Source organism: Pseudoduganella sp. HUAS MS19 (assembly GCF_053615455.1).
The window spans coordinates 4,086,139-4,109,629 of the sequence record NZ_CM132133.1 but is presented as its reverse complement, the minus strand read 5'-3'; the positions used below and the strand labels follow the sequence as shown (position 1 = coordinate 4,109,629).

Annotated in this window: 32 protein-coding genes; 7 read left to right on the top strand and 25 right to left on the bottom strand. The window is 64.3% G+C overall.

The window, feature by feature from the left end; translation table 11 throughout:
- Window positions 1-21: 21 nt before the first annotated feature.
- On the bottom strand, window positions 22-207 hold the full coding sequence (locus tag ACWBU6_RS18580) for a DUF3460 family protein (RefSeq protein WP_452644877.1): 186 nt from the start codon (window positions 205-207) through the stop codon (window positions 22-24).
- A 35-nt stretch (window positions 208-242) separates the two neighbouring features.
- Here ACWBU6_RS18580 and ACWBU6_RS18575 point away from each other — a divergent pair, with 35 nt between their 5' ends.
- Genes ACWBU6_RS18575 through ACWBU6_RS18560 form a run of 4 tightly spaced genes read left to right on the top strand, consistent with a single transcriptional unit; the run spans window position 243 to window position 4,352 of the window.
- A complete protein-coding gene (locus tag ACWBU6_RS18575) occupies window positions 243-647 on the top strand; it encodes a hypothetical protein (protein ID WP_452644876.1) in 405 nt (134 codons plus the stop codon).
- Window positions 648-657: 10 nt separating this feature from the next.
- Window positions 658-1,428: a transporter substrate-binding domain-containing protein gene (locus tag ACWBU6_RS18570; RefSeq protein WP_452644875.1), complete on the top strand. Its 771-nt coding sequence runs from the start codon at window positions 658-660 to the stop codon at window positions 1,426-1,428.
- A 2-nt stretch (window positions 1,429-1,430) separates the two neighbouring features.
- The gene (locus ACWBU6_RS18565) at window positions 1,431-2,093 is read left to right on the top strand and encodes an amino acid ABC transporter permease (protein WP_452644874.1); all 663 of its coding nucleotides are present in this window, start codon (window positions 1,431-1,433) and stop codon (window positions 2,091-2,093) included.
- 42 nt (window positions 2,094-2,135) lie between these two features.
- Entirely contained in the window at window positions 2,136-4,352 is a 2,217-nt protein-coding gene (locus tag ACWBU6_RS18560; RefSeq protein ID WP_452644873.1) for a putative bifunctional diguanylate cyclase/phosphodiesterase, read from the top strand.
- Between the two features lie 12 nt (window positions 4,353-4,364).
- Here ACWBU6_RS18560 and ACWBU6_RS18555 read toward each other — a convergent pair whose 3' ends face one another.
- Entirely contained in the window at window positions 4,365-4,859 is a 495-nt protein-coding gene (locus ACWBU6_RS18555; RefSeq protein WP_452644872.1) for a helix-turn-helix domain-containing protein, read from the bottom strand.
- Entirely contained in the window at window positions 4,853-5,149 is a 297-nt protein-coding gene (locus ACWBU6_RS18550) for a transposase (protein WP_452644871.1), read from the bottom strand. Before ACWBU6_RS18550 ends, ACWBU6_RS18555 begins: the two co-directional genes overlap by 7 nt.
- A 34-nt stretch (window positions 5,150-5,183) precedes the next feature.
- On the opposite strand from ACWBU6_RS18550, the gene ACWBU6_RS18545 reads away from it, so the two are divergent.
- Together ACWBU6_RS18545 and ACWBU6_RS18540 are read left to right on the top strand one after the other, a co-directional pair.
- Window positions 5,184-5,612, top strand: coding sequence for a hypothetical protein (locus ACWBU6_RS18545; RefSeq protein ID WP_452644870.1), 429 nt, complete (start codon window positions 5,184-5,186; stop codon window positions 5,610-5,612).
- Entirely contained in the window at window positions 5,609-6,043 is a 435-nt protein-coding gene (locus ACWBU6_RS18540) for a hypothetical protein (protein WP_452644869.1), read from the top strand. Before ACWBU6_RS18545 ends, ACWBU6_RS18540 begins: the two co-directional genes overlap by 4 nt.
- Before the next feature lie 70 nt (window positions 6,044-6,113).
- On the opposite strand, the gene ACWBU6_RS18535 is transcribed toward ACWBU6_RS18540, so the two are convergent.
- From ACWBU6_RS18535 to flgB, 12 genes are all read right to left on the bottom strand, one after another.
- Window positions 6,114-7,148 carry a hypothetical protein gene (locus tag ACWBU6_RS18535; protein WP_452644868.1) on the bottom strand — a complete coding sequence of 345 codons (1,035 nt, stop codon included), beginning with the start codon at window positions 7,146-7,148 and terminating at the stop codon, window positions 6,114-6,116.
- 5 nt (window positions 7,149-7,153) lie between these two features.
- The gene (gene flgL, locus ACWBU6_RS18530; protein WP_452644867.1) at window positions 7,154-8,065 is read right to left on the bottom strand and encodes a flagellar hook-associated protein FlgL; all 912 of its coding nucleotides are present in this window, start codon (window positions 8,063-8,065) and stop codon (window positions 7,154-7,156) included.
- A gap of 11 nt (window positions 8,066-8,076) precedes the next feature.
- On the bottom strand, window positions 8,077-9,459 hold the full coding sequence (gene flgK, locus ACWBU6_RS18525; protein WP_452644866.1) for a flagellar hook-associated protein FlgK: 1,383 nt from the start codon (window positions 9,457-9,459) through the stop codon (window positions 8,077-8,079).
- 85 nt (window positions 9,460-9,544) lie between these two features.
- Window positions 9,545-9,952: a rod-binding protein gene (locus tag ACWBU6_RS18520; RefSeq protein WP_452644865.1), complete on the bottom strand. Its 408-nt coding sequence runs from the start codon at window positions 9,950-9,952 to the stop codon at window positions 9,545-9,547.
- Window positions 9,952-11,145, bottom strand: a complete 1,194-nt coding sequence (locus ACWBU6_RS18515) for a flagellar basal body P-ring protein FlgI (protein ID WP_452644864.1) — start codon at window positions 11,143-11,145, stop codon at window positions 9,952-9,954. The genes ACWBU6_RS18520 and ACWBU6_RS18515 overlap by 1 nt, the downstream gene beginning before the upstream one ends.
- A 10-nt stretch (window positions 11,146-11,155) precedes the next feature.
- A complete protein-coding gene (gene flgH / locus ACWBU6_RS18510; RefSeq protein ID WP_452644863.1) occupies window positions 11,156-11,815 on the bottom strand; it encodes a flagellar basal body L-ring protein FlgH in 660 nt (219 codons plus the stop codon).
- A complete protein-coding gene (flgG, locus tag ACWBU6_RS18505) occupies window positions 11,815-12,606 on the bottom strand; it encodes a flagellar basal-body rod protein FlgG (protein WP_452644862.1) in 792 nt (263 codons plus the stop codon). Before flgG ends, flgH begins: the two co-directional genes overlap by 1 nt.
- Before the next feature lie 13 nt (window positions 12,607-12,619).
- The gene (flgF, locus tag ACWBU6_RS18500; RefSeq protein WP_452644861.1) at window positions 12,620-13,348 is read right to left on the bottom strand and encodes a flagellar basal-body rod protein FlgF; all 729 of its coding nucleotides are present in this window, start codon (window positions 13,346-13,348) and stop codon (window positions 12,620-12,622) included.
- Between the two features lie 14 nt (window positions 13,349-13,362).
- On the bottom strand, window positions 13,363-14,619 hold the full coding sequence (locus tag ACWBU6_RS18495; protein WP_452644860.1) for a flagellar hook protein FlgE: 1,257 nt from the start codon (window positions 14,617-14,619) through the stop codon (window positions 13,363-13,365).
- 15 nt (window positions 14,620-14,634) lie between these two features.
- The gene (locus ACWBU6_RS18490; protein WP_452644859.1) at window positions 14,635-15,303 is read right to left on the bottom strand and encodes a flagellar hook assembly protein FlgD; all 669 of its coding nucleotides are present in this window, start codon (window positions 15,301-15,303) and stop codon (window positions 14,635-14,637) included.
- A complete protein-coding gene (flgC, locus tag ACWBU6_RS18485; protein ID WP_452644858.1) occupies window positions 15,303-15,719 on the bottom strand; it encodes a flagellar basal body rod protein FlgC in 417 nt (138 codons plus the stop codon). Before flgC ends, ACWBU6_RS18490 begins: the two co-directional genes overlap by 1 nt.
- 34 nt (window positions 15,720-15,753) lie before the next feature.
- Complete coding sequence (flgB, locus tag ACWBU6_RS18480; protein WP_452644857.1) at window positions 15,754-16,116, bottom strand: flagellar basal body rod protein FlgB; 363 nt, start codon at window positions 16,114-16,116, stop codon at window positions 15,754-15,756.
- Between the two features lie 54 nt (window positions 16,117-16,170).
- Here flgB and flgA point away from each other — a divergent pair, with 54 nt between their 5' ends.
- Window positions 16,171-16,887 carry a flagellar basal body P-ring formation chaperone FlgA gene (flgA, locus tag ACWBU6_RS18475; protein ID WP_452644856.1) on the top strand — a complete coding sequence of 239 codons (717 nt, stop codon included), beginning with the start codon at window positions 16,171-16,173 and terminating at the stop codon, window positions 16,885-16,887.
- Here the strand turns inward: flgA and ACWBU6_RS18470 are convergent.
- Genes ACWBU6_RS18470 through fliS form a run of 10 tightly spaced genes read right to left on the bottom strand, consistent with a single transcriptional unit; the run spans window position 16,847 to window position 23,479 of the window.
- Window positions 16,847-17,671: a glycoside hydrolase family 73 protein gene (locus tag ACWBU6_RS18470; RefSeq protein WP_452644855.1), complete on the bottom strand. Its 825-nt coding sequence runs from the start codon at window positions 17,669-17,671 to the stop codon at window positions 16,847-16,849. The genes flgA and ACWBU6_RS18470 overlap by 41 nt on opposite strands.
- Complete coding sequence (flgN, locus tag ACWBU6_RS18465) at window positions 17,658-18,059, bottom strand: flagellar export chaperone FlgN (protein ID WP_452644854.1); 402 nt, start codon at window positions 18,057-18,059, stop codon at window positions 17,658-17,660. Before flgN ends, ACWBU6_RS18470 begins: the two co-directional genes overlap by 14 nt.
- A gap of 23 nt (window positions 18,060-18,082) precedes the next feature.
- The gene (gene flgM / locus ACWBU6_RS18460) at window positions 18,083-18,355 is read right to left on the bottom strand and encodes a flagellar biosynthesis anti-sigma factor FlgM (RefSeq protein ID WP_452644853.1); all 273 of its coding nucleotides are present in this window, start codon (window positions 18,353-18,355) and stop codon (window positions 18,083-18,085) included.
- A gap of 22 nt (window positions 18,356-18,377) precedes the next feature.
- Window positions 18,378-19,364, bottom strand: coding sequence for a flagellar motor protein MotB (locus ACWBU6_RS18455; RefSeq protein WP_452644852.1), 987 nt, complete (start codon window positions 19,362-19,364; stop codon window positions 18,378-18,380).
- Window positions 19,348-20,262, bottom strand: coding sequence for a flagellar motor stator protein MotA (gene motA, locus ACWBU6_RS18450; protein WP_452644851.1), 915 nt, complete (start codon window positions 20,260-20,262; stop codon window positions 19,348-19,350). The genes ACWBU6_RS18455 and motA overlap by 17 nt, the downstream gene beginning before the upstream one ends.
- Window positions 20,263-20,303: 41 nt before the next feature.
- Entirely contained in the window at window positions 20,304-21,020 is a 717-nt protein-coding gene (locus tag ACWBU6_RS18445; RefSeq protein WP_452644850.1) for a FliA/WhiG family RNA polymerase sigma factor, read from the bottom strand.
- A gap of 4 nt (window positions 21,021-21,024) precedes the next feature.
- Window positions 21,025-21,480, bottom strand: a complete 456-nt coding sequence (locus tag ACWBU6_RS18440; protein WP_452644849.1) for a flagellar basal body-associated FliL family protein — start codon at window positions 21,478-21,480, stop codon at window positions 21,025-21,027.
- A 7-nt stretch (window positions 21,481-21,487) separates the two neighbouring features.
- The gene (locus ACWBU6_RS18435; RefSeq protein ID WP_452644848.1) at window positions 21,488-22,786 is read right to left on the bottom strand and encodes a flagellar hook-length control protein FliK; all 1,299 of its coding nucleotides are present in this window, start codon (window positions 22,784-22,786) and stop codon (window positions 21,488-21,490) included.
- A gap of 2 nt (window positions 22,787-22,788) precedes the next feature.
- Entirely contained in the window at window positions 22,789-23,100 is a 312-nt protein-coding gene (locus tag ACWBU6_RS18430; protein WP_452644847.1) for a hypothetical protein, read from the bottom strand.
- Window positions 23,093-23,479 carry a flagellar export chaperone FliS gene (fliS, locus tag ACWBU6_RS18425; RefSeq protein WP_090436437.1) on the bottom strand — a complete coding sequence of 129 codons (387 nt, stop codon included), beginning with the start codon at window positions 23,477-23,479 and terminating at the stop codon, window positions 23,093-23,095. The genes ACWBU6_RS18430 and fliS overlap by 8 nt, the downstream gene beginning before the upstream one ends.
- Window positions 23,480-23,491: the final 12 nt, after the last annotated feature.

The window sequence follows — 23,491 nt, the reverse complement described above, 5'->3', positions numbered from 1 at the left end:
CCGCAGTCCAAGTACCGGTTTTCAGTGGTAGTAATACGCCGGCGTCGGCACTGCATCCGTCCGCGCCAGCCGCTCCGCCTCCAGGTCCACCTTGTGGTCCCACCAGATATTCCAGCCGACCCGCTGGTCTTCCACCAGCTCCGGATGCTCATCGAGCAGCTTGCCGAAGAAGCTCTCGAACTCAGATACATATTCGTTTACTTTCATACAGCCTCCTTTCGTTTCGGTTACACTCCTGACCCATGTTTACTCACGATGACGAAGCGGCCAAGCCGCGCTTTCGCCCGGTGCCATGGAGCGCACTGGAAACGCCCCAGGACGTGGAGCTGTGGATCGCCGAGCACGACCTCGCGCTGAAGGAACACGTCGGCAAGCAGGAAACCGGCTACGGCGTGTGTTTCAGCCTGGCCGAGGGCGGCGACATTTACATGCAGACCACCGAGGGCGCCGTTATCCTCGATGTTACTCCTGAAGCCGATTGGGTGGAGCCCTTGCTGTGCGCCATCGCCGGCTGCGAGCCGCCCAAGGGCCGGCTCTGGACACTGCCCGAGGACAAGCTGGTGCAGCTCATCCTTGGCCTGTCGGTCCTGATCGCCAGCACCACCCTCGTAGTAGGTCACAATTTCGGCCGCCGCCGTTCTTACTAAAGGATTCCCGATGCGCAAACCATTGATCGCCTTCCTGCTGGCCGTAACGGCGCTGCAAGCCAGTGCTGCCGACCTGCTGCAAACCGTCAAGGCGCGCGGCACGCTGAAAGTGGCGATGGAGGGCGTCTACCCGCCATTCAACTTCAAGGAAAAGAATGGCGAGCTGGCGGGCTACGACGTGGACGTGGCGCGCCTGGTGGCGGGCAAGCTCGGGGTCAAACTGGAGTTTGTGACCTCGGAATGGGCTTCGATCCTGGCCGGCCTGGCGAGCAAGAAGTACGACGTGATCATTTCCCAGGTCGGCATCAATCCCAAACGCGAGCAGGTTTTCGATTTCAGCGTCCCCTACATCTATTCCTCGCCAATGCTGATCTTGCGCAAGGATGACAACAATAACTGGACTTCGCTGGCGCAACTGAAAGGCAAGCGTGTCGGCGCCGGCCAGGGCAGCGTGTACGAGATGCAGGCGAAGGCGGTGCCGGGCATCGATGTCAAAGGCTATCCTGCTGCGCCCGAACAACTGCAGGACCTGGCACTGGGCCGCATCGATGCCGCCCTGAACGACAGCCTGATCGCGGCCTACCTGATGAAGACCACCAAGTTGCCGATCAAGGCCGGGGCCCGGGTCGGCGCCATAGAGCGCATGGGCATTCCCTTCCAGAAGGGCAATCCTGAATTCAAGGCCGCCATCGACAAGGCGCTGGCCGATGCCGGCGCCGACGGCAGCCTGAAAGCCATTTCCATGAAGTGGTTCGGCATCGACGTCAGCAAGGCGCCCTGAGCATGGACTGGCTGGAGCTGCTGCGCGAGGCAGCGCCTGTCATGTTGAAGGGCGCCGGCTACACCCTGGTGTTCGCAGTGGCCTCGATGGTGGGCGGGCTGGTGCTGGGTTTCCCGGCCGCCGTCATGCGCATCCTGCCGTGGAAGCTGCTGCGCTGGCCGGCCAATGTATACGTCAGCCTGATGCGCGGCACGCCGCTGCTGGTGCAGATGTTCGTGATCTACTATGGCCTGCCGTCGGTCGGCATCGAATTCACGCCGGTCACCGCCGGCATCCTGGCGTTGAGCCTGAATGCCGGGGCCTACCTGTCGGAAAGCCTGCGCGGCGCCATGCTTTCCATTCACAAGGGGCAATGGTCGGCCAGCTACAGCCTGGGCCTGGGTTACGGCCAGACCTTGCGCTACGTGGTGATGCCGCAGGCGCTGCGCATCGCGGTGCCATCGATGAGCAACACCCTGATCAGCCTGATCAAGGATACCTCGCTGGTGTCGGTCATTACCATGACGGAACTGATGTTATCCACCAAGGAAGTGATTGCCACCACGTTCCGCCCCTTGCCGCTCTACCTCGCCGCTGCAGCCATCTACTGGATTCTCAGCCTGGCATTCGAGCAATTACAACGCTTTGCCGAGCAACGCCTGAACCGCGCGCATCGCCAAAGTTAGCTGCTCGACATCGTCACAAGGGCATGCTAGGCTGGAACCAATATGGATAAAGACCAGCATGCCAGGCAGGCGGAGCAGGTGACCGCCATCCGGCCCGCCGTCCCCGGACTGGCAGGGATCGATGCACTCTTGCCCGGCGAAGCGGTGCTGGCGGCCATGGGCGGCACCCCGCCAGCGGTCTACAACGGGCTGCAGCGCGCCGGCGCTGACCTGCAGCTGGCCAACGAGCAGGATTACTTCAACGACCTCTACCTGCTGGCCCCGGTCGGCTATTTCGTTCTTGGCAGCGACACCACCATCCTGCAGATGAACCTGGTTGGCGCCGACCTGCTTGGCTTGCCGCGCCAGAATCCCGACAATGTCCCGTTCCGCAACTATATCGCGCAGCGCTTCATGGCCGACTTCGACGCCTTCGTCAGCAACAGCCTGGCCACCGAAGCGCCGCAGCGCCTGTCGCTGCAAATGACGCGCGGGCGCGGCGACCGTGGCTTTGCCGTCACGCTGCTGGGCAGCGGCACGCCAGGCGCCGCGCAGCTGCGCGTCGTGCTGGAAATGGCCGAAGGCAAGCTGGCCGCATTGGAAAAGAGCGAGGAACGCTTCCGCCGCATTGTGCACAGCGCCGAGGAGGGCATCTGGGAAATCGATGCATCGGCGCGCACCAGCTTCGTCAATCCCAAGATGGCCGCCATGCTGGGCTACACGATCGAGGAAATGCTGGAGCAGCCGCTGGTCAACTTCATGGACGACGAGGGGCGCACCCTGCTCGAGCGCAATATCGCACGCCGCCAGCAAGGCATCGCCGAACGCCATGAATTCAAGTTCCTGCGCCGCGACGGCAGCGATATGTGGGCCACACTGGCCACCAACCCGATTTTCGACGCCGACGGCAGCTACCTCGGCGCGCTGGCGCTGGTCAGCGATATCACCGAGCGCAAGCTGTCGACCGAGCTGATCTGGCATCAGGCCAATTACGATTCGCTGACAGCCCTGCCGAACCGCAATATGTTCCAGGACCGGCTGTCGCAGGAAATGAAAAAAGCCCGCCGCGACGGCCTGTTCCTGGCGCTGCTGTTCATCGACCTCGACCAGTTCAAGGAAATCAACGACCGCCTCGGCCACGAGATGGGCGACGCCCTGCTGGTGGAAGCGGCAGGGCGCATCGGCGCCTGCGTGCGCGCTTCCGACACGCTGGCGCGCCTGGGCGGCGACGAGTTCGTCGTGATCCTCCCGGGCCTCGACCATGTCACCAGCGCCGAACGCGTCGCGCAGCAGATCATCGCCAGCCTGAACCGGCCCTTTCTCCTGGGCGACAGCAGCGGCTCGGTCTCGGCCAGCATCGGCATTGCCCTGCATCCCTCGGACGCCAACGACCCCGAGCAATTGCTGCGCAATGCCGACCAGGCCATGTACGCCGCCAAGAATGCCGGCCGCAACCGCTACAGCTACTTCACGTCCGACATGCAAGCCGCCGCCCAGCTGCGCCTGCGCATCACGCGCGACTTGCAGATGGCGGTGGCCAATGAACAATTCGAACTGCATTACCAGCCCATCGTCAACCTGCATACCGGCACCATCGAGCGCGCCGAAGCGCTGCTGCGCTGGCGCCATCCCGAGCGCGGCATGCTGAATCCGGTCGACTTCATCGGCAGTGCCGAAGCCAGTGGCATCATCCTCGAGATTGGCGACTGGGTATTCCGCCACGCTGCCGACCAGGCCAAGCGCTGGCAGGACGAGCTGGGGCGGCCCTTCCAGATCAGCGTCAACCAGTCGCCGGTGCAGTTTCGCACCGGCCCCGAGGTGTTCGAGCGCTGGATGCACTACGTTGAACAGCTGCACCTGGCGCCACGCAGCATCGTGATGGAAATCACCGAACGCCTGTTGCTCGACAATAGCGGCCCGGTGATGGAGCGCCTGCGCCAGTTTCGCTCGATGGGCCTGCAGGTTGCGCTGGACGACTTCGGCACCGGCCACTCGATGCTGGCCCACCTGAAGAACTTCGACATCGACTACCTGAAGATCGACCGCAGCTTCGTGATGGACCTGGCCGGCGACTCGGGCGACCTGGCGCTATGCGAAGGCATCATCGTCATGGCCCACAAGCTGGGTTTGAAGGTCGTAGCCGAAGGGGTCGAAACCGAGACCCAGCTCAACCTCCTGAAAGCCGCCGGCTGCGACTACGCCCAGGGCTTCGTCTACGCCCGCCCCATGCCGCCCGCCCAGCTCTGCGCCATGGCCCGCGGCCCCGTCAAGCTTACTTGATGAAAGTCGGGGTCAGCTCCGGCAATCGGACATTTTCCGATATGCTTTCACTGCGCGACCGACCGTTCGTGCCGAAACGTCGCAGAATTCCGCAATCTCGGCCATCGTGTAGTTGTGGGAAAGGTAGGCCTGGGCCATGGCCTGGCGCCGGTCCTGGTAGAGGCGGAAGTAGTGCGCCAGTGGGGGCGCGATTGCAAGCCGTTGCGTGCGCTTGATTTCCAGCAGGTCGCCGCGGATTCCGCCTTGCGCCGCAAGGATGCAGAACTCCTCGCTGCCAAGGAAGAGCTGGTGGCGTACTGCCTGGAAGGGATTGGCTTGACCTATGCCGGCCTGGACATAGGCTTCAAATGCGCGAATGGCGTCTTCGCGCTGATTGCCGAACTGTGCGAGGACGGTATCGCGCTCGAGCCACGCCGGCGCGTCAACTGAACCAGTCAGCGCGCCGTAGCTGCTCCAGCGCCAGTGGCCAGGGTGACTTACCAGCCTGGCGCGCACCGGATTCAGCACGGTGTAGCGCGATAGCGATGCTGCCGGTTGAAATATTGGGAATAGTTGCCGTTGAGGTAGCGCATGCCGCGCGCCAGCTTGCCTTGCCGGGTCCTTAACACCAAGTGATAGTGATTGCCCATTTGGCAGTAGGCCAGGACGCCAAAGTCGAAACGGCGGCAGGCTTCCGCGAGCAGCGCCAGCCAGGTCAGGCGATCGCTATCGCTGCGGAAGATGGTGGCACGACGGTTCCCACGGGAAGTGACGTGGTAGCAGGCATTGTCGTGCTCGATGCGCAAAGGCCGGTTCATGGACCCAGTTTAGGCCCGGCCAGCGCAGTGAATTTTGCGCCTGCGCAAGAAATGTCGGATTGCCGGAGCTGACCCTGACCCTTCCAAGGATCGTGCGATGGCTCCGGACGGAAACATGTATTTCCATCCTGACGATCCACAATATTCGGACGACTTTTCTCAGGCTTCACCTGGGGCGCAGCATACATTTATCCATGAGCTTGGGCATATCTCCCAAGACCAGTCTGGTGAGAATGTGCGTAGCGCGGCATTCGACCGGGATTACAAGTACTGGCCATTAGTTGAAAAAGCGGGGTTCCTCAAACTTAACAAAGAGCAGAGAGCAGAAATGGTTGCTGACTACTTTTTATTACAAATGCATAATTTGCAAAATACATTATTGAATAAAAATGGGCCAGCTCCGAAATTGCAAGATTATGAGAGGCATGTACCTACTGTTTATCCGAATGGAAATCAAGAATGAAGAATTTTATCGTCATTGGCATTCTAGGCTTAGCTCTTGGAAGTGCTGCCGCTCGAAGCCTCAAAGAGCTCGGGACAGCCGCAGCAAATAGTGGCAACTATCCTCGCGCTTATGCCGCTTGGCTGTCTATTGCGCAACAGGGCGACCCTGAAGCGCAAGAAGCAATTGCGCTGCTGCTGGAGGCGCATGTGGACGTCGGTATTAATTTTTCGGCTGATGAACGGGATGCAGCAATAAGGTATTGGATCGTACAGGCGGCAAAGGGTGGGAAAAAAAGCGCGAGCCGATGGTTGGCGGATGCCCTGTCCAGGGGGTGGCATGGATTCCAAAAAAGTGAAGAGGGCGCAACATGCTGGGCATCGGTTTCAGCGGGGCAAGCAGCTGTCTCTGATTGCGAGAAGATTATTTTGCACTCACTCCAATCTCGCTAAATCGGGTGTTCAAGAAATCAATGGCGCTTTCCCGACTTGGCCTGGCGCGGGCAAAGGTTAGGCAACCGTTTCAAGAAAGTCTCAGCAGGGAGACGACGCGGTCGCGGTTGATGCCGACTAGGGCGGAGGTGAGGGAGACCAGGGCGGCGTAGCCGGGCTCGTTGGCGACGTTGGCGAAGACTTCGGCCATCTGGCCCATGCCGACTACTTCGATTTCCGGCAGTTCGCTTTGCACGCGCTGGGTGGCGGCGGCCAATTCCAGGCGTACCTTGGATAGCGCCGCTTCGACGTGGGCCAGCGCTTGCGTTACTTGCTGCAGCGTGGCGCGCATCGATTCGATGTCGGCGGTGCCCCAGCCTTCGGGGACCACGACCGGCGCTTCGGCGTCGGCCTTGATGCGGTTGAGCTGGCCGGCCGGGAAGCGGATGCCGGAGCCTTGTACCGCCAGCGAATCGCGAATGCCGGGCCAGGCGCTTTCCTGGGCCGTGAACACCAGTTCGCCATCCTTGTTGACCGAGACGCGCACCCCGGCCGGGGCCATGGCCTGGTCGAAGCGGGAAATGATCTCGCCGTCGGACAGGCCGGGCGCCAGGTGCACCGAGCGCAGGCCGGCGGTACCGCCGCCGACCGCAATGGCCAGGGTTTCGCGCGCGCCATTGCGCAGGTTGGCCAGCGTCATGCCGCGCGCGGTGAAGCGCTGGGTCGATGGCTGGTTGGAGAAGTTCAGCTGCGCATCGAGCGTGCCGCCGGATGCCTGGCTGCGGTTGCGCCAAGTTTCGCTGAACTGGCGCACTCGTTGTTCCACCTGGCCGTCGCGCATGCTGCGCGTGGCCAGCTTGGCGGCAATATCGGATTTCAGCGCGCGCAGCTGGGCTGCGCTTTGCTCGAGGAAATCAATGGCTTGCTGGGCGCCCGAGACGTCGTTCTGCAGCGGGGCGTCCATATTGCTCAGGCCGCGGCGCAGGGGCGGCGGGGCCTTGCTGGCCGCCGCCTGGTCGATCGCCGCGCCAGCGTCGGCCAGCGTGGTCTCGGCCTGACCGGCCGCCGGATTGGCGGTGGCTCTGGTGGAGAGGCCGGTAGTGCTGGGGCGCTGGGCGATTTCCATGATATTTACAGTACGTTAAACAGCGACAGGCCGCTGACCTTCGAGTACGCCTGGTATGTCGCCTGGAGGGCGCTATTGTAACCAGACAGCTGGGTGGCCGCGAGGCCGTAATCCAATTGTGCAATATCGGTGATCGCGATCTTGTTCGACAGGCTGACGTTGCCGTGGTTGTTGGCCAGGGTTTCCATCACGTTCTGGGCGCCGCCAAACTGGGCGATCTTGCCCGAAATTAGGCCCAGCGCGGTGTCGGTGCCGTCCAGCGCGGTTTTCAAGACGGCGCGCAAGGCGGGATCGTTGGCGTTGACGGTTGGGCTGCCCAGCATGCTGATGGCATTGTCGAGCTGGTTCAGGTAGTCGTCCAGGCCGTCCACGGTGACGTTGGCGGGCTGGGTGATGCCGTTGCCGACCACGACTTCCTGGGTGCCGTTGTTGCCGGTGTAGCTGTAGCGCGCGCCAACCGGCTGGCTGGCGTCATAGGTCAGTGCGGCCGTGGACGTCAGCGTGCCGGAGAAGATGAACTTGCCTTCCTGGTCCTTGGTATTGCCGTTGAAGTAAAGGGAGTCGCGCAGCGCGACCAGGCTGTTGACCATGGAATTCAGGTCGGCCGGCGTGTTCGAGCCGTCCGAGGCCCACACGAACAGGTCGCGCGCGGCACCCATATCGCCCACCATCGAGGTCAGGTAGGCTTCGTTCTTGGACAGGCGGATCTTGACGGCGCTGATGTTGTCGACGTACTGGCTGACGATATTCTCTTCGCGGCGCAGGCGCGACAGGCGCACATTGGCAATGGGCTCGTCGGACGGCACCTGGATCTTGTTGCCAGTGGCCATTTGCTCGGTCAGCTTGGCGATCACCGTCTGGTTGATCTGCAGCGAGCGGTTCATGGAGGCCTGGAACTGGCTGGAGGCGATACGCATGTCGATGATCCTCAGAACAACGCCAGGGTGGCGTCAAACAGGGTGTTGGCAACGGCGATCACTTTCATGTTCGCTTGGTACATATTCTGGAACTCGACCAAGTTGATGGCTTCTTCATCCTTGTTGACGGAGCTGGTCGCGGCCCAGTCGTCTTCCGACTGCTGGCGGATGGTGGTGGCGGTTTCCAGCAGCGACTGGTTCTGGCCGCTATCGATGGCCAGCTTGCCCACCAGCTGGGTGTCGGCGTCGCCGATCAGCACGGTGCCGATCGAAGACAGGGTGATCGGCTGGCCCTTGATGGCGATCAGGTCCTGCAGGTTCTTGCTGTCGCCAGGCGCGCCGTTGGACGAGAAGGCCAGGTCGGAGGCCTGGAAGCCGGGCACCAGGCCCAGGATGCCGCCGGTGCCGGCCGCGTTGAAGGTGAACAGTGCGCTGCCAGGGGTGGCAGTGCCCGGCGCGCCGTCCGGCTTGAAGCCGGCAGAGAGCGTGGTGTTGACCTTGGTTGCGAGCTGGTCCGCCATGTCAAGCAGCGACTGCTGCAGCGGCTGCAGGGTGTTCTTTTCAAAGTCGCCGATGCCGCCAAGCTGGCCGCCGACCTTGGTGTCGTCCAGGCCGAAGGTGGTGCCGGCGAACTTGAGTTCCAGCGATGCTGGGGTGGTGGACGGATTCATGCCCAGGGTGCCGGCCAGGTTGCCCACCACCAGCGGCTGGCCGCTGCGCAGGGAGACGCTGCGGGTGCCGTCCGGCTGTTCCAGCACTTCCACCGAGACCAGGTTGGCCAGGGCATCGATGGCGCGGTCGCGCTCGTCCACCAGGGCCGAGGTGTTGGTGCCGAGCGATCCGGCCTGGGTGATGCGCTGGTTCAGGGCGGCAATGTTGGCGCTCAGGGTATTGAGTTGCGGCAGCATGGCGTCGCGCTGCTGGGTGATCGACACTTGCTGCTGGCGCGTCACGTTGTAGATGCTGTTGAACGATTGCGCCATGGCGTTGGCGGCCGTCAGCACCTGCTGGCGCAGCGGGGTCGATACCGGGTCGACGCCGGCTGCGTTGAGGGCGCGGAAGAACTGGTCGACGCCGTTCGACAGGCTGGTTTGTTCGTCGCCCATCACGCGCTCGAGCTGGGTGAAGTAGGGCTGGGACTGGGTGCGCGAGCCAAGCTCGGAATTGGCGCGCCACAATTGCTGGCTCTTGTAGGAGTCGGAAAAGCGGATCAGCTTGCTAACTTCGACGCCGAAACCGGCGCCGCTGGTGCCGCTGGCCGGGGCGACAGCGGACAGGAGCACGCCCTGGCGGGTATAGCCCTTCGTTTGCAAGTTTGCAATGTTCTGGCTGGTCGTATTGATGGCGGCCTGGGCCGCCAGCGATCCGGACAGTGCATTGTTGATAATCGACATGATGCTCTCTTCCCTTAGGCTGGGCCGTTGCTCAATGGCATCTTTAGCCCGTTAACGAGTAAAGGCGACCGCGCGGTTGGGGGGATTAAGCGTCGGTCGGATTTTTCTTGGGTAAAACTGAAATTTCTTGCGGGGAAGCTACGGCAGCCGGGGCGGCCGGCAACAACTGGCGCAGAATGGCGTCGGCAATGCCGAAGGCGCGGCGGCCGGCCAACTGGTCGGCGACCATATTGTCGGCCATGTCCAGCATGTCGCTGTTGATCGAGTCTTTATAGATGCTGTCGTCAGCGGCCATGGCCTTGGTGGCGTCGCGCATCTTGTGCAGCGTCTGGGCGATGAAGAAGCTCTCGAACTTGACGGCGGCGTTGGTCGCCTTGTCGCGGTAATGCGCTTCCTCGGTCTGGGGGGCAGGGGCGGCCTGCCCGATCTTCGGTTGTTCAGGCTGGCCGATGTCAAGCTTGCGTACCGGCAGGGGCAGGAAGCGGCTGTCCATCAAATCACCACCAGTTCGCCTTCGATGGCGCCGGCCTGGTCGAGGGCTTGCAGGATTGCCATGATGTCATCCGGCGTCGCGCCCAGGCTGTTGACCACGTCGATGATGGCTTGCAGCTTGGCGCCGGCCGGCCATTTGAACATTTGCGGCTTCGCCTCATTCACCGCCACATTCGATTGCGGGGTGACGACCGTCTGGCCCTGGCTGAACGGCGCCGGCTGGCTCACTTTCGCGCTTTCCGAAATAACCACCTTGAGCGAGCCGTGGGTGACAGCGGCGGCCTTCACCCGCAGGCCGTCGGCAATGACCACGGTGCCGGTGCGCGAGTTGAACACCACTTTCGGGGTGTCCTGGCCGACCTCGATCGGCAGCGCTTCAAGCTTGGCCATGAAGGCCACGCGTTGGGTCGGATTGGCTGGCGCCAGCACGTCGATGCCGGTGCCGTCCGCGGTACTGGCCACGTCGCCGAACTTGCGGTTGATCGCTTCCACGATATTGGTGGCGGTCTCGAAGTTCGGCTGTTTGAGCGACAGGTGCACCGATGGCTTGGTGGCGAAATCGGTGGCGATTTCCCGTTCGATCACGGCGCCGTTCGGGATGCGGCCGGCGGTCGGGGTGTTGACCGTGACGGACGAGCCGCTCTTGCCGGCCGCGGACAGGCCGCCTACCACCACATTGCCCTGGGCCAGGGCGTAGACTTCGTTGTCGGCCGCCTTGAGCGGCGTCAGCAGCAGGGAGCCGCCACGCAGGCTCTTGGCGTCGCCCAGCGAGGAAACGGTGACGTCGATCGGCTGGCCGCGGCGGTAGCCGGGCGGGAACACGGCCGACACCATCACGGCAGCGACGTTCTTGGACTTGGCATCGGCGCCGTCCGGCATCTTTACGCCGAACTGCTTGAGCATGTTGACCACCGACTGGCTGGCGAATTTGACCTGGGTCGAGTCGCCGGAACCGTTCAGGCCGACCACCAGGCCGTAGCCCACCAGCGGGTTGTCGCGCACGCCTTCGATCGCGACCAGGTTGCGCAGCTGGGGGGCGGCGCTGGCGGGGAGGGCGATGGCCAGCAGCAGCGCTGCCGCAAACCGGTAAACCGATGTCAGACCCGCAGGGTCTGACACCAGCCTCCGCCAGCCGCGTACCAGTGTCTGACCCTGCGGGTCAGACACTGCCTTGCCGGGTTTAAAACTGAACATATCCATCACCTCAGAAAGGCATCAAGGGGCCAAGGAAGAAGCGCGTGAGCCAGCCCGGCTGGTTGGTTTCGGCCAGGGTGCCCTGGGCGCCGTAGGCGATGCGCGCGTTGGCGATGCGCTGCGACGACACCTGGTTGTTGGCATCGATATCGGCCGCGCGCAAAAAGCCGCGCAGGCGCACGAACTCTTCGCCCTGGTTCAAGGTCAGCACTTTTTCGCCGGCCACTTTCAGCAAGCCGTTCGGCATCACTTCCTGCACGATCACGGTGATGGCGCCGCTCAGCGCATTTTGCTGGGTGCTCTGGGCGTCGCCCTTGAAGCCGCGCTCGGCCGAAATATCGACGCCGGCTTTCGGGAAAGTCTTGCCCAGCAGGCTGGGCGAGGCGATGCCGACGCTGGAATCCTTGGCCAGGGTGGTGCCGGCACTCTTCGAAGCCTGCGTGGTTTCCTGCAGGATCACGGTGACGATGTCGCCGACGCGGAAGGCGCGGCTGTCCGACACCAGCGAGATGCTGCTGTCCGGGTTGAAGACGCCGCCCGAGGTGCCGCGCGGCAGCGCGGAACGGGTCAGGGCAGGGGCTTCGTCGTAGGGCGCCGGGCGCACGGTCGGCTGCAGGCTGGAGCAGCCAGCCAGCAGGACCAGGGCCAGCGCGGGCAGTGCGTTTTTCATCAGCGTGCGGCCTGTGCCAGGTACTGCAGCATATTATCCGCCGCTGTCAGAACTTTGGTGTTCATTTCGTAGGTGCGCTGGGCAGCGATCATGTCCACCATCTCTTCCACCACCTGCACGTTGGAGCCTTCCAGCGCGCCCTGCTTGAGCTTGCCGAACTGGGCGTCGCCGGGGCGGCCTTCGGTCGGGGCGCCGGAGGCCGGGGTTTCCGCGAACAGGTTTTCGCCCAGCGCTTGCAGGCCGGTCGGGTTGATGAAGGAGGTCAGGGTCAGCTGGCCCAGTTCGGTCGGCGTGGCATTGCCGGGAATGGTGGCCGAGACGGTGCCGTTCTCGCCGATGGTGATGGCGGTGGCATTGGCCGGCACGGTGATCTGCGGCACCAGCGGTAGGCCGGAAGCATTGACCAGCACGCCGTCCTTGTCCACCTGCAGCTGGCCGGCGCGGGTGAAGGCCGGCTCGCCGTTCGGGCGGCGCACTTGCAGGAAACCATTGCCCATCACGGCCACGTCGAGCGCGTTGTTGGTGCTCTGCACATTGCCGTTGGTGAAGATCTTCTGGGTGCCCACCAGGTGGGTACCGTTACCCATCTGCACGCCGGAGGGGTTCAGCGTGTTGTTGTCGGCACGCTGGGCGCCCGGCTGCTGGTCGATCGAGTAGAACAGGTCCTCGAACACCACGCGGTCGCGCTTGAAGCCGACGGTATTGGCATTGGCCAGGTTGTTGGCGATGGCTTGCAGCTTGGCGTCTTGCGCCTGCACGCCGGTCTTGCTGATCCACATTGCTGGATTCATCGGGATTCTCCTGTTAGCCGCTAATCAGTTTGTTGCCGACCGAAGTCATGTCGTCGGCGGCCTTGAACAATTTCATCTGGATTTCAAAGGTGCGGTTGAGGCTCATGGTGGCCACCATTTCTTCGATGGCAGTCACGTTGGCCCCTTCCAGGTGGCCGGCCCGCACCTGCACCGTGGTATCGGCGGCCAGCAGCTGGCCATCGCGCGCCACCAGCAAGCCCGCTTCGTTCTTGGTCAGCTCGGCCGCTTCGGCGCGCACCAGCTTGAGCTTGTCGATCACCTGCATTTCGGCATTGGCGGTCGGGCCCAGGATCGACACGGTGCCGTCCTGGCCGATCTCGACCTTGCGATGCACCGGCAGGGTGATCGGGCCGCCTTCGCCCAGCAACGGCATGCCGTTGACCGTCATGGCGCCATCGGCATCGAGCGTGATGGCGCCGGCGCGGGTGTAGGCTTCGCCGCTCGGGCCCTGCACCGCGAAGTAGCCGGGGCCGGAAATGGCGACGTCCAGTTCGCGGCCGGTCTGGCGCAGCGCGCCCTGGCGGTCGGTCACGGCGTTCGACTGCACTTGCGACATATGGCGGTCGTCGTAGCCGTAGCCGGGCAGCTTGGCCGCCTGCGCCAGCTCGAGGTTGGCGCGGAAGCCGTTGGTGTCGAGGTTGGCGAGGTTGTTGGCATGCACCTGCTGGCCACGCATGGCCCGCTCGGCGCCGCTCATCGCGGTGTAGATCAGCGCGTCCATTCAGCTGGCCTCGCTTACAGGGCTTGCATCAGCGACTGCAGCATCTGGTTCTCCGCAGTGATGACCTTGGAGTTGGCCTGGTAGTTGCGCTGCGACGTCATCAGGCTGACCAGTTCCGCCGTCACGTCGACGTTGGACGTTTCCAGCGAGGCGACCGTCAGCGCACCGGCCACGCCCTGGCCGGCTTCGGACAGGTTGGCGCTGCCGGATTGCACGTTGGCGGTCCAGGACGTTTCGTTGACCGGGGTCAGCGCATCCTCGTCCGGGAAAGTGGCGATCGCCAGGCGGGCGATGGCTTGCTTTTCGCCGTTGGAATACTTGGCCACCACGTTGCCGGCCTGGTCCAGTTCCACGCCCACGTAGCTGCCGGCCGCATAACCGTCGGCGGCGTTGGTGGAGGTGGTCGACTCGCCTTTCTGGAAGGTGGTGCCGGTGTAGTCCAGGTCCACCGTCATGGCGGCCGCCGGGGCGGGTGTGAAGGTCAGGTTGTGGGCGTACGAGGTGCCGGCGCCCTGCGGGTTGGCCGCCAGGTCGAGCTGGCCGTTGGTGTCGAACACCAGGGTGTACGGCGAACCGCCGGCGGCGCCCAGGTCGGTGCCGTCCACCGCCGCATACACGCGCACGGTGCGCGCCGCCACGTCCTTGACGAAATACTGGGTCACGGTGTGCTCATTGCCCAGCGAGTCGTGCACCACGGTGACCTTGGACATATTGTACATATTGGCGTCCGGCACCACGGGCGGGCTGACGGTGGCATCCGGCAGCTTGGTGGTGATATTGCCGGTCGGTACGGTCCAGTCGGCCGACATATTGGCGACGAAATCGATATTGGTGGTGGCCTTGGCGGTCAGCAGATTGGTCGGCACCTTGATGTCGCCCATCGGGCCGGCCACCATGCTAGGCGGGGTCAGCTGGAAGCCCTGCACCTTGGCGCCGGCGCTGTTGACCAGGAAGTCGGTGGCATCCTTGTTGAAGATGCCGACGCGGGTGTAGTTGGTCTGGCCGGTGGAATCCTTGGCCACGAAGAAGCCGCGGCCATTGATCAGGGCGTCCAGGCCGCGGTTGGTGGCCTGGATGCCGCCGTTCAGGGCGATCGACTGGGTGGTCGAACCGATGTGCACGCCGGTCGGCTGGGCGCCGGCATGCAGCGAGGCGAAGTTGGCCCGGCTGGACTTGAAGCCGTAGGTCCCGGCATTGGCGATATTGTTGGAAATCGTACCCAGTTGCTCGTTGATGGCCTGGATGCCGGACAAAGCGATATCGAAACTCATGGCGCGGACCTTTCGTTAAATAGCGGAAGTCGGGGTTTTGCCCCGGAATGCGGTAATGGCGGAAGGCGATACTTCGCCCACCGAATCAATCTTGACGGTAACGCTCCCGGCGGCGCCGACCTGGACACTGTCGAGGCGGCCCAGCACGGCCAGCGGCGCGGCCGGGTTGCTCTCGCTGGCAATGCGCATCGAATACGTGCCGGCCGGCAAGCCCAGCTTGGCCGGGTCGATGGTGAACTGGTGGGTGCCCGCCGGCAGGGTGCCCATCACCACCTCGTACTGCTGGCCGTTGCCGGCGGTCAAGACCAGGCTGGTCTTGGCCGAATTGCTGCCCAGCGTGGCTTCGCCGCTCACCTTGCGGCCGTCGATGCTCACCTGGCTTGACTGCACCATCACGTCGGAGCCGACCTGGGCGCCCATCGCCAGCACCTGCATCGATTGCAGCACGGAGGCGTTGGCGGTGGTCAGGTTGGCCAGGTTCTGCAGCGCTTCGGTCTGCGACAGCTGGGTCAGTTGCTGGACGAACTGGGCCGGGTCTTGCGGCGACAGCGGGTCCTGGTTCTGGATCTGGGCCACCAGCAGCTTGGTGAACATGTCGCGGCCCTCGCTGGAGGCGCCGTTCAGCGCCACGCCGGCCGGGTTGCTGCCTTGCGCCGCTGCGTTAGTGAACAGGTTGGTTTCCATCAGGATTCACCGAGTTTGAGCAGGGAAGCCTGCATGCCGCGGATGCGGCCCAGCACTTCCACATTGGTTTCGAAAGCGCGCGACGCCGACATCATGTCGGTCATCTCGGCCACCTGGTTGACGTTCGGGTAAAACACCATGCCGTCGGCATTGGCCAGCGGGTTGCCCGGCTCGTACACCTTGCGCAGCGGCTCGGCCGATTCCACCACGTCCAGCACCTGCACCCGGCCGCCGGCCGCTGCGCTCAGGTTGTCGTCCATGACGGTGGCAAATACCGGCTTGCGGGCGCGGTAGGTTTCGCTTTCGCTGCCGGCCACGGAGTCGGCATTGGCCAGGTTGGAGGCAACGGTATTCAGGCGCACTGTCTGCGCCGCCATCGCCGAACCGGCAATTTGCGCAATGTCTTTAAAGCTCATGGGTCTCCCCCTGGATCAGTGGTATTTCCGGCAGTTACTGGCCGTTGATGGCCTTGGCGATGCCGCGCAGCTTCATGTTGATGAAGGTCAAACTGGTTGCGAAGTCAGTTGCATTTTGCGAGAAAGCGGCTTGTTCGACCCCGATCTCGACGGTGTTGCCGTCGCCGCTGGGGTGGTAGGGCACGCGGAACTTGGTTTCACCGTCGCCATCGAGGATAGGCTCACCTGACAGCTGCGCTTCGACGCGCGCCAGCGACTCCTTGAAGTCGATATCCTGAGCCGAGTAGCCCGGCGTATTCTCGTTGGCGATGTTCGACGCCAGGATGCGCGTGCGCTCTGCATGCAGTTGCAGTGCATCCGCATGCAAACCCAGGGCGTCCTTGAAATTTATGGCCATTGTTACTCTCCTCTGGTAATGTCCCAGCGAAATTACATACTAAAGGTATTGCCCATGCCCAACAATCCTATTGTACAGGTTTTTGCTGGACTATTGCTCATAGGAATTTTAAATTGCCGTGTTGCAACTGCTTCAACAATGGAGGAATTGCTAAGCAAAGTGAAACTAGCTGCAGAAAATCAATTGAAAAACAATGCAGAAAGTCAACGCTGGGATGCGCCCAAGTTCGATGTCGAAGTGGTAAGGACGAATCGCGTGATTCCGGCCTGTCCCTCTGAAACACGGGTCGAGAGCCTGGACCGGCGCGGCATTGCACGCATGCGCTTCGTGGTCATTTGCCCAAGCTTGCAAGGGTGGCGCTATGAGTTCCTTGCCAAGGGCAAGGTCTCGGCAAACGTTGCAGTTGCTGCCACCGATTTAATTTCCGGAAAAATTCTGTCGCCTATAGACTTGTTGCGGGTGCGCCACGATATCACCTTGATTCCCGATGCTTTTTCCGACCTGGCTGAACTGGAAGGGATGGCTGCGCGGCGCAGCATCCGGGCCGGCGAAGTGATCCGGCCGAACATGTTGACGGCACCGCAACTGGTCAAGCGCGGCGACCAGGTGCGCATCGTCGCCAGGCGCGAGCAGATCGAGGTGTCGATGGCGGGAGAAGCGCTGGACAATGGCACGCGCGGCGCCATCATCCGGGTGAAAAACAGCAGCGGCACCCAGATCCGGGCGCGCGTTATTGAGGCTGGGACGGTCGAGCCTGCTGACCTGCCTTGATGCTCGCTGCCACGCGGCCGAGCTTGTCGGCGTAGGCGGGATCGGTGGCATAGCCGCCGGCCTGCAGCGCCAGGGCGAACGCTTGGGCGTCGCTGCCGGTGTTGAGGGCGCGCCGGTAGCGCGGATTGTCGAGCAGCAGGCCGGCATAGTCCTGGAAGGAAGCGGCCAAGTCGCCATAGCCGCGGAAACGTTCGTTGCGGCTGTGCGCCACGCCGTCTTCCACCTCCAGCGTGGCCAGGGCCTGCACCGCGCCTTGCCAGCTGCCGCCGGCCTTGATGCCGAACATATTGTTGCCCGGGGCATGGCGGCCCCAGCCCGATTCCAGCGCGGCATGGGCGGCCACCAGTTCCGGCGCCACGCCGAGGCGGGCGGCCGCCGCTTCGGCGTGCGGGCGGATCGCTGCCAGGAAGGCTTGCTGGGCTGCGCCGGGCACGCTGCCTTCGGCCGCGTCGCTGCCGCCAATGGCGCGCGCGGCAAGGCGGGCGCGCAGCGCGGCGCCGTCGGCGCTGAGGGCGCTGCCGGCGCTTGGCGCGGCAGCGGACGGCGCCTCGGCGGCGGCAATGTAGCGCGCAACGTCAGCGTGCACCTGGCGGAAGGTGGCGCCGCCGGCAGCGCCCGTGCCGGCCCGGCCCGCCATGCCGGCATTGGCGGCCAGGGCAGGGCTGAACGGCGCCGGCAGCGCCGGGCGCGTGGCGCTCATATTGCTCACGGTCGCTGCCGTGGCCCGGGTCGGCGCCGTCGCTTGCGTAAAGGCCCGGAAAGGCGTGAATTCAGACCGGCTCATAGGTTTGATCGTCGCCATGCAGCACGCGCTGCATGATGGTGTATTGCTCCGCCAGCAGGTCAGCATTGCGGCGGCCCATTTCGCGCGCCGTCTGCACCATGCCTTCCAGTTGCGCCCAGTCGGCTTCGAGGCGCGCACGCGCTTCGGGCTTGAGCAGGGTGAACACTTGTTCCATGGACGGCTGGGGGCCGACCAGGCGGGTCGCCAGGTCGACACGCTGGGCGCGGCGCGCTTCCAGCACATCGACCAAAGCGCCGATTTCTTTAGCGATTTCGCCCAGGCGTTCGCTCTGGTGGCGGATGGCCGCTTCAAACTGCTGGGCAATCAGGTCCAGCATGTGCTGGTAGCTTTGCAAGTCCGCCTTGATGCCGTCGAGCAGCATCTTCATGGCTTCTTGCCTGGACAGCTCGCTCACGGCTCGCCCCGGTGGAATTTCTGGATCAGGCCGGCCAGCTTGCCGGCGTCGAACGGCAGTTCGCCCTTGGCCAGGGCGTCGCGCAATTGCGCCACGCGCTCGTGGTCGATGTCGCCCATCTGTTGCATGGCTTTCATGGCCGGCTGCAGCACGGCCGACTCCAGCTCGCGCTGGGCGGCCGGGGCGGCGCTCGGGCGCGCCGCGTCGGCCGGCGCGCTGTCGGCGACGGTCTGCACCGGGGTGCCAGGGGTGGAACCGGAAATCCTCATACGGTTTCCTCTTGACTTAACGTTAATTGCCATTGCTCTTCCCCTTGCCAGGCAGCAGTTGTTGTCGCAATTGCTGCAACAGGCCGGGTTCGGGCAAATCCGATTCCCGGATGATAGCAGTCTTGCTGTCCGGCATGCCAAACATATCGGCAATGGCTTGCGCCTGGGTGGTGGTCAGGATCAGCAATTCGATACGGCGGTTGACGCCAGCATCGGCCCGTTTGGCATCGAGCGGCGCACGGTCGGCCATGCCGACCACCTGCAGCACGCTGTCCTGCGGCATGCTGCCGGCCAGCAGCTGGGAGCGCGCGGACATGGCGCGGTTGCTGGACAGGTTCCAGTTGGAGAAGGCCTTGTGGCTGGTGTCGGCATACTGCGACGAATCGGTATGGCCGACGATCAGCATCTGGTTTTCCATCTTGGCGAAGAGCGGCCCCATGTCCTGCAACAGGCGGGCAAACTTGTCGGTCGGGATCGCCGAGCCGCGCACGAACATGCCCTGGCTGTCGGTATCGTGCAACATCACGCGCAAGCCGTACGGCGTCACCACCGATTCCAAGTTGGCGGCCAGGCCGGCATCCTGGCTCATGCGGGCCAGGGTGCGCGAGAGCAGCTTCAAGTCTTCCGGCGACTCGTAGCGCACGCGCTGCTCCGCCGTCTGCGACGGGCTCTTGTTGTAGCCTGCGGTGGAATTGCCGTCGACGTCGCTGTTGCCGGTGCGCGGCATCGGGAAGCGCTCGATCAGGCTGCCGCGCGGGCCGCCAATCTGCTCCGGCATCACGCCCTTGCCGACGTCGGTCTTGCTGCCGTCGGACTGGGTCATGATGTGCTCCAGCGATTCGGTATTGCGCACGGCCATCAGCCACAACACGAGGAACAGGCACATCAGGGCCAGGCAGAAGTCGGCAAAGGCCACCTTCCAGGCACCGCCATGGTCGTCGTGCTTGTGCTTGCCGCCACCGCGCTTGACGATGGTTTGCTCGTGGTGCTTGTCATGCGGCTTTAGCACGGCCACCTCCCCGGCGCGACGTCGTTTCCGGTTCGTCGCCGCCTTCCATTGCATTGATCCAGCCTTCGAGCTGGGCGAAGCTTGGCTTGATGTTCAGCTGCACCAGGCGGCGCCCGGCGTCGATGGCCAGCAGCGGCGGCTTGCCGGCGACGTGGGTCACCAGCACCACCTTCACGCATTCCATGGTCGAGGCTTCCTGGGCGATCAGTTGCTTCAGCATGTTCGAGATCGGGTCCAGCACGCCATAGCAGAAGAAGATACCGATGAAGGTGCCGACCATGGCCGCGCCCACGTGTTCGGCGATTTCGGCCGAGGTGGCGCCTTCGCCCACCGTGCCCATGGTGATCACGATGCCCAGCACCGCGGCCAGGATACCGAAGCCGGGCATCGCTTCGCCGATCTTGCCCAGCGACTTGGCCGGCTGCGTCAGTTCCTCATGGATCGCTTCCAGTTCCTGCTCCAGCACGCCTTCCAGCTCGTGCGCGTTGATCTTGCCCATGGCCATCAGGCGGAAGTTGTCGACGATGAAGGCCAGCAGCTTGGGTTCGTCCAGGATCAGCGGATAGCGCTGGAACAGCGGCGATTCGCGCGGCGCCTCGACGTGGGCATCAAGCGCTTTCAGGCCGCCGGCCGCCAGTTGCAGCAGCTCATACATCAGCAGCAGCAGCTGGCGCTGGAATTCCGAGTCGTATTTCTTGCGCGACATCAGGTGCTTGAGCTGGGTGTTGGTTTCGGTCAGCACGTGGCGCGGGTTGCCGATGATGAAAGCGCCCAGGCCGGCGCCGGCAATCACCAGCAGTTCCAGCGGCTGCCAGATCGCGGTGAAATGGCCGCCCATCATGGCGTAGCCACCGAACACCGAGCCAAACACGATCATGATGCCGAATAGTTGCTGCATGGTTTATGCCTTTCGCTTGGTATTTCCGGGTGGGCTGCGGCTCAGGCCGCCAGCACCGCTTTCATCTTGTTCAGCGCCTGCTTGTTCAACTGGCAGACGCGGGCGTCGGTCAGGTCCAGCACGGCGGCGATCTCTTTGTAGCTGAGCTCGAATTCGTAGTACATCTGGATCACCCGCTGCTCGCGTTCGTCCAGGCCATTTAGCGCCTGCTCCAGGCTGCGGCGTATCATCAGCTGCTCTTCCGGGCCGGCCACGCTGCCGGTGTCGGCCAGCGTGTCTTGCAGGATTTCATCGAAGCTGGCGATGGTTTCCGCATTTTCGTCCAGCAGGTAGGCCTGGTAGCCCTCGGCATCCAGGCCGAGCGCCGTCATGATGTCCTGTTCGCCCGGCTCGCGGCCCAGCTTGCGCGTCAGTTCGCGCACCGCGTCGCGCATCTTGTGGCTTTGCTGGCGCACGGCGCGCGGGCGCCAGTCCTGCCGCCGCAGTTCATCGAGGATGGCGCCGCGCACGCGCAGCGCGGCGTAGCTGCCGAAACCGGCATCGGGCTCGCCGTAGCGGCGCAGCGCCTCGAGCAGGCCCATCAGGCCGATCTGTTCCATGTCGTCGCGGTCGATCGCGCCCTGGACCTGGGAGTTGAGCTGGCGCACGATGCGCTTGACCAGCGGCGCATAGGCGAGCAGGTGCTTCTGCTCGTCGGCGACGCTGACGGCGCCGTAGCTGTCGGCATATGGCGCTGCTACCGTGTCCACCAAGCCCATGGCCTTACTCCAGGATCAACTTGCCGATCATTACCTGTTCGAAGGGGCGCTCACGCGCCTCCTTGGCATAGGCTTCATCGTAAGCCTTGTTCAATTCCTCGACAAACTGGTCAATGGTCATCATCGACGCCTTTTCCATCGGCAGCGCCGACAGGGCGCGCACGGCAACGCTGCGCAGCATGGGCAGGGCTTCCTTGGCTTCCTTTTCCTGCTTGAGCGTGGTCGAGATGACGAGGTCGGCCGACATATAGTGCGGCACGGTGTCGCCCGGCTGGCGGCGCAGCATGACAATGACTTTCTCAATGGTCAGGTACTTGAGCGGCTCGCCGGGCTTTTTCTCTTCCACGGCGGCCTTGGCTGGCTGGGCGCTGTTGCCTTTCATGAACCAGACGGCGCCACCGGCGGCGCCTGCGCCCACCAGCAGCACGGCTGCTGCGATCAGAACCAGTTTTTTGTTCATCTAATGCTTACTCCCGTTCGCCCAACATGGCAAAAGTGGTGGTGCCGGCCTCGGCGTCTTCCAGGGCGCGGCCTGGCTGGCGCTGCTGCTCGCGTTGTTGCTGTGCATCCTGCTGGCGTTGCTGCTGGCCGCCATCGGCCAGGTGGCGCGCGCTGCTCGCCGAAACCGTGACGGCCACCTCGCCGAACTGGCGCTGCGACAGGTCCTGGCGCACGGCCTCGCCAATGGTGTTGAGCTGGCGCAGCACTTCGCTGTGGCTGGCGGCGATGTTGACCTGCAGCGCGCCGCCGCTGTGGCGCACGGAAATTTCCACGCTGCCCATATTGGGTGGCTCCAGGCGGATCACGGCCCGTTCGTCATTGCGTGCCAGTTGCAGTTGCAGGCGGTCGCCCAGCGCGGCGCGCAGCGGCTGTTGCCATTGCTCCGGGCTGCCGGCCAGCTTCAGCGCTTCGCCAGGCTGGGGCGCGGCAGCGTTGGCCAGCACGCTGCGAAAGCCGGGCAGGGCGCCGGCATCGGCTGGCTGGCGCTGGCTGTCGGCCAGCAGACTGGCGCTGTCCTTGGCCGCAATCGGTGCGGCGCTGCTGTCGGCGGCCTGGCCTTGCGCGGCGTTCAGCGCGGCTGCCAGCACTTCGCTGGCGGCGCTGCGCGGGCTCGCGGTGGTCGCCGCGCCTGGCAGCGCCGGGCTGGTAGCCGGGCTCACGGCCGGGCTCACGGCCGGGCTCACGGCCGGGCTGACGGCCGGGCGGGTGGCCGCGGCCAGCATGGCGGCACGTGCGTCGCGCAGGGCGGCGTCAGGCGTTGCTGCCGCGTCGCTGGGAGCCGCAGCGCCGGCGTCGCGTGCGGTCAGGGCGCTGGCCTGGGCCTGCTGGCGCAGCAGCATGGCGTGATCGTTGGCAGCCGGCTTGACGGCTGGGGCGGTCAGGGCGGCGGCGACCGCTGCCACGCTGTCCGGGGTGGCGCCCGGGACGCCGCCAGCCAGCGGCAAGCTGCCCATGGCGGGCAGCATGGTAGCCACCGCCTGGGCGGCGGCAGCCGGGTCGTCCTGCTTGCCGGCCGGCGGCGTGGTTTCTTCCCCGCTGGCCATGCCGGCCATGGCGTCCAGCAGGGTGCCAAAGGGGGCCGGCGCGATGGCGGCGGCAACGTCCAGCAGTACGCCCGGGGCGTTGCCCGCGGCAGCGCTATCAGCGACGGCGCCGGCAGGGGCGGCATCGGCCGCCGCGGCGCCGTTGGCGGCGGGCGGCGGCAGGCCGGCCGCGCCGCTGGCGGACGGGATGGAGGCGGCAGGCGCCGCAGGCAGCTTGATCATGCTCAGGTTCCGGTTGCAGCGTTGCCGCTGTCGAGGGCATAGGCAAGCCAGCCCTCTCTGTTGTTGGTCATATCGTTCAGGTGCTGGCCCGTCTCGGCGGTGGCGCTATCGACGCGCGCCACGGCCGCGAGGTGTAGATCACGCAGCGCCGCCAGCGCTGCGCGCTCGGCCGGCGTCCACGCCCCCTGCGCTGCCAGCGTCGGCAGGGTGGAGCCCATCAGAGTGTTAATCGCCGCCAGCGCCGCCCAGTCGCTGGCGGCAGTGGCGGCGCTCAGCTGCTGCGCCAGCTGCAGCAGCGTGCCATGCCTATCCATGCTTGTCGTGCACGCCTTGCCAGCCGGCGCGGATCGTGGTCAGCAGGCCCACCACTTCGTCGATGACGGCAGGGTCCATGTCCACGCCGGCGCGGTACAGGCGGGCAGCGCAATAGTCGTACAGGCGGCCCAGGTTGGCCACCACCTCGCCGCCTTGCTCGAAGTCGAGCGAGCTGGCAAGGCCGTTGATGATTTCCGTGCACTTGTCGAGGCTGAGCGCCTTTTGCTCGTAGCGCTTGCCGACGATGTGGCCGCGTGCACGGGCCAGCTCTTCCAGCAGGCCGTCGGTCAGCACCAGCACCAGTTCGATCGGCGTGGCGCGGGCCGTCTGTGCTTCCAGGTTGGTGGCGTGATAGCTGCCGTAGGCGTCGTGATCCATTGTTTAAGGCTT

What these genes read in the sequence shown, in the direction of transcription:
- ACWBU6_RS18490 (WP_452644859.1), bottom strand. Translation starts at nt 15,303, where the DNA reads ATGGAAACCAACCTGTTCACTAACGCAGCGGCGCAAGGCAGCAACCCG.
- flgA (WP_452644856.1), top strand. Translation starts at nt 16,171, where the DNA reads ATGCCCAACAATCCTATTGTACAGGTTTTTGCTGGACTATTGCTCATA.
- ACWBU6_RS18445 (WP_452644850.1), bottom strand. Translation starts at nt 21,020, where the DNA reads ATGGGCTTGGTGGACACGGTAGCAGCGCCATATGCCGACAGCTACGGC.
- ACWBU6_RS18495 (WP_452644860.1), bottom strand. Translation starts at nt 14,619, where the DNA reads ATGAGTTTCGATATCGCTTTGTCCGGCATCCAGGCCATCAACGAGCAA.
- ACWBU6_RS18560 (WP_452644873.1), top strand. Translation starts at nt 2,136, where the DNA reads ATGGATAAAGACCAGCATGCCAGGCAGGCGGAGCAGGTGACCGCCATC.
- ACWBU6_RS18440 (WP_452644849.1), bottom strand. Translation starts at nt 21,480, where the DNA reads ATGAACAAAAAACTGGTTCTGATCGCAGCAGCCGTGCTGCTGGTGGGC.
- ACWBU6_RS18435 (WP_452644848.1), bottom strand. Translation starts at nt 22,786, where the DNA reads ATGATCAAGCTGCCTGCGGCGCCTGCCGCCTCCATCCCGTCCGCCAGC.
- flgK (WP_452644866.1), bottom strand. Translation starts at nt 9,459, where the DNA reads ATGTCGATTATCAACAATGCACTGTCCGGATCGCTGGCGGCCCAGGCC.
- ACWBU6_RS18535 (WP_452644868.1), bottom strand. Translation starts at nt 7,148, where the DNA reads ATGGAAATCGCCCAGCGCCCCAGCACTACCGGCCTCTCCACCAGAGCC.
- ACWBU6_RS18565 (WP_452644874.1), top strand. Translation starts at nt 1,431, where the DNA reads ATGGACTGGCTGGAGCTGCTGCGCGAGGCAGCGCCTGTCATGTTGAAG.
- flgN (WP_452644854.1), bottom strand. Translation starts at nt 18,059, where the DNA reads ATGAAGATGCTGCTCGACGGCATCAAGGCGGACTTGCAAAGCTACCAG.
- ACWBU6_RS18520 (WP_452644865.1), bottom strand. Translation starts at nt 9,952, where the DNA reads ATGGACAGCCGCTTCCTGCCCCTGCCGGTACGCAAGCTTGACATCGGC.
- flgG (WP_452644862.1), bottom strand. Translation starts at nt 12,606, where the DNA reads ATGAATCCAGCAATGTGGATCAGCAAGACCGGCGTGCAGGCGCAAGAC.
- fliS (WP_090436437.1), bottom strand. Translation starts at nt 23,479, where the DNA reads ATGGATCACGACGCCTACGGCAGCTATCACGCCACCAACCTGGAAGCA.
- ACWBU6_RS18550 (WP_452644871.1), bottom strand. Translation starts at nt 5,149, where the DNA reads ATGAACCGGCCTTTGCGCATCGAGCACGACAATGCCTGCTACCACGTC.
- ACWBU6_RS18540 (WP_452644869.1), top strand. Translation starts at nt 5,609, where the DNA reads ATGAAGAATTTTATCGTCATTGGCATTCTAGGCTTAGCTCTTGGAAGT.
- flgL (WP_452644867.1), bottom strand. Translation starts at nt 8,065, where the DNA reads ATGCGTATCGCCTCCAGCCAGTTCCAGGCCTCCATGAACCGCTCGCTG.
- flgC (WP_452644858.1), bottom strand. Translation starts at nt 15,719, where the DNA reads ATGAGCTTTAAAGACATTGCGCAAATTGCCGGTTCGGCGATGGCGGCG.
- ACWBU6_RS18515 (WP_452644864.1), bottom strand. Translation starts at nt 11,145, where the DNA reads ATGTTCAGTTTTAAACCCGGCAAGGCAGTGTCTGACCCGCAGGGTCAG.
- motA (WP_452644851.1), bottom strand. Translation starts at nt 20,262, where the DNA reads ATGCAGCAACTATTCGGCATCATGATCGTGTTTGGCTCGGTGTTCGGT.
- flgB (WP_452644857.1), bottom strand. Translation starts at nt 16,116, where the DNA reads ATGGCCATAAATTTCAAGGACGCCCTGGGTTTGCATGCGGATGCACTG.
- flgF (WP_452644861.1), bottom strand. Translation starts at nt 13,348, where the DNA reads ATGGACGCGCTGATCTACACCGCGATGAGCGGCGCCGAGCGGGCCATG.
- ACWBU6_RS18570 (WP_452644875.1), top strand. Translation starts at nt 658, where the DNA reads ATGCGCAAACCATTGATCGCCTTCCTGCTGGCCGTAACGGCGCTGCAA.
- ACWBU6_RS18580 (WP_452644877.1), bottom strand. Translation starts at nt 207, where the DNA reads ATGAAAGTAAACGAATATGTATCTGAGTTCGAGAGCTTCTTCGGCAAG.
- ACWBU6_RS18470 (WP_452644855.1), bottom strand. Translation starts at nt 17,671, where the DNA reads ATGAGCCGGTCTGAATTCACGCCTTTCCGGGCCTTTACGCAAGCGACG.
- ACWBU6_RS18430 (WP_452644847.1), bottom strand. Translation starts at nt 23,100, where the DNA reads ATGGATAGGCATGGCACGCTGCTGCAGCTGGCGCAGCAGCTGAGCGCC.
- ACWBU6_RS18575 (WP_452644876.1), top strand. Translation starts at nt 243, where the DNA reads ATGTTTACTCACGATGACGAAGCGGCCAAGCCGCGCTTTCGCCCGGTG.
- flgM (WP_452644853.1), bottom strand. Translation starts at nt 18,355, where the DNA reads ATGAGGATTTCCGGTTCCACCCCTGGCACCCCGGTGCAGACCGTCGCC.
- flgH (WP_452644863.1), bottom strand. Translation starts at nt 11,815, where the DNA reads ATGAAAAACGCACTGCCCGCGCTGGCCCTGGTCCTGCTGGCTGGCTGC.